The organism is Delftia sp. 60 (genome assembly GCF_002754395.1).
GTDB classification, from domain to species: domain Bacteria; phylum Pseudomonadota; class Gammaproteobacteria; order Burkholderiales; family Burkholderiaceae_C; genus Comamonas; species Comamonas acidovorans.
In genome coordinates, this window is the sequence record NZ_PEFD01000001.1 from 1 (window position 1) to 2,500 (window position 2,500).

The 2,500-nt window shown below is 51.5% G+C and carries 1 rRNA gene (cut by a window edge); it reads right to left on the reverse strand.

Annotation, left to right across the window (positions count from 1 at the left end):
- A 23S ribosomal RNA gene (locus tag CLV01_RS00005) occupies positions 1 to 2,500 on the reverse strand (its annotated part continues 282 nt past the right edge of the window); the annotation flags it as partial.

A 2,500-nucleotide genomic window follows, 5' to 3' on the forward strand; every position in this document is an offset into this window, starting at 1 on the left:
TCTTGAACGACTCTTTAGGGGCTCAAGGCCCCGGCAGATCTCATCTTGAAACGAGTTTCCCGCTTAGATGCTTTCAGCGGTTATCTCTTCCACACTTAGCTACTCGGCAATGCCACTGGCGTGACAACCGATACACCAGAGTGTGTCCACTCCGGTCCTCTCGTACTAGGAGCAGGCTTCCTCAAATCTGCAGCGCCCACGGAAGATAGGGACCAAACTGTCTCACGACGTTTTAAACCCAGCTCACGTACCTCTTTAAATGGCGAACAGCCATACCCTTGGGACCGACTACAGCCCAGGATGAGATGAGCCGACATCGAGGTGCCAAACACCGCCGTCGATATGAACTCTTGGGCGGTATCAGCCTGTTATCCCAGAGTACCTTTTATCCGTTGAGCGATGGCCCTTCCATACAGAACCACCGGATCACTATGTCCTGCTTTCGCATCTGCTCGACTTGTCAGTCTCGCAGTTAAGCACGCTTATGCCATTGCACTATCGTCACGATGTCCGACCGTAACTAGCGTACCTTCGAACTCCTCCGTTTACGCTTTGGGAGGAGACCGCCCCAGTCAAACTGCCTACCATGCACTGTCCCCGATCCCGATAAGGGACCTGGGTTAGAACCTCAAACGCACCAGGGTGGTATTTCAACGTCGGCTCCATGAGAACTAGCGTCCTCACTTCAAAGCCTCCCACCTATCCTACACAGATCCGTTCAAAATCCAATACAAAGCTACAGTAAAGGTTCATGGGGTCTTTCCGTCTTTCCGCGGGGAGATTGCATCATCACAAACATTTCAACTTCGCTGAGTCTCTGGAGGAGACAGTGTGGCCATCGTTACGCCATTCGTGCAGGTCGGAACTTACCCGACAAGGAATTTCGCTACCTTAGGACCGTTATAGTTACGGCCGCCGTTTACTGGGACTTCAATCAAGAGCTTGCACCCATCATTTAATCTTCCAGCACCGGGCAGGCGTCACACCCTATACGTCCACTTTCGTGTTTGCAGAGTGCTGTGTTTTTATTAAACAGTCGCAGCCACCGATTTTTTGCAACCGCTTTGGGCTCCCTTTGTTCAAGTTCACCTACTTGCGGCATACCTTCTCCCGAAGTTACGGTATCAATTTGCCGAGTTCCTTCTCCAGAGTTCTCTCAAGCGCCTTAGAATACTCATCTCGCGCACCAGTGTCGGTTTGCGGTACGGTCGTGTGTAGCTGAAGCTTAGTGGCTTTTCCTGGAAGCAGGGTATCACTCACTTCGTCTGCAAGCAGACTCGTTATCACCCCTCATCTAAGCCCGGCGGATTTGCCTACCAGGCACGACTACAGGCTTGAACCAACATATCCAACAGTTGGCTGAGCTAACCTTCTCCGTCCCCACATCGCACTACACATCGGTACAGGAATATTGACCTGTTTCCCATCAGCTACGCATCTCTGCCTCGCCTTAGGGGCCGACTCACCCTACGCCGATGAACGTTGCGTAGGAAACCTTGCGCTTACGGCGGGGGCTTTTCACCCCTTTAACGCTACTCATGTCAGCATTCGCACTTCTGATACCTCCAGCACCCGTTACCAGGCACCTTCACAGGCTTACAGAACGCTCTCCTACCACTTGCAATAAATTGCAAATCCGCAGCTTCGGTAACTGGCTTAGCCCCGTTACATCTTCCGCGCAGGACGACTCGATCAGTGAGCTATTACGCTTTCTTTAAATGATGGCTGCTTCTAAGCCAACATCCTGACTTTTAGCCTTCCCACTTCGTTTCCCACTTAGCCAATTTTAGGGACCTTAGCTGGCGGTCTGGGTTGTTTCCCTCTTGAGTCCGGACGTTAGCACCCGGTGCTCTGTCTCCCAAGCTGTACTCTGCGGTATTCGGAGTTTGCATAGGTTTGGTAAGTCGCCATGACCCCCTAGCCTAAACAGTGCTCTACCCCCGCAGGTAATACTTGAGGCACTACCTAAAATTTTCGGAGAGAACCAGCTATTTCCAAGTTTGTTTAGCCTTTCACCCCTATCCACAGCTCATCCGCTAGTTTTGCAACACTAGTCGGTTCGGACCTCCAGTACCTGTTACGGCACCTTCATCCTGGCCATGGATAGATCACTTGGTTTCGGGTCTACACCCAGCGACTGGACGCCCTATTCGGACTCGATTTCTCTACGGCTCCCCTATTCGGTTAACCTTGCCACTGAATGTAAGTCGCTGACCCATTATACAAAAGGTACGCAGTCACCCTTGCGGGCTCCTACTTTTTGTAAGCATGCGGTTTCAGGATCTATTTCACTCCCCTCCCGGGGTTCTTTTCGCCTTTCCCTCACGGTACTGGTTCACTATCGGTCGATGATGAGTATTTAGCCTTGGAGGATGGTCCCCCCATATTCAGACAGGGTTTCTCGTGCCGCCCTACTTTTCTCTAGCTCAGTACCACCAGTCGGTTTTCACATACAGGGCTATCACCTACTATGGCCGGACTTTCCATTCCGTTTTGTTAA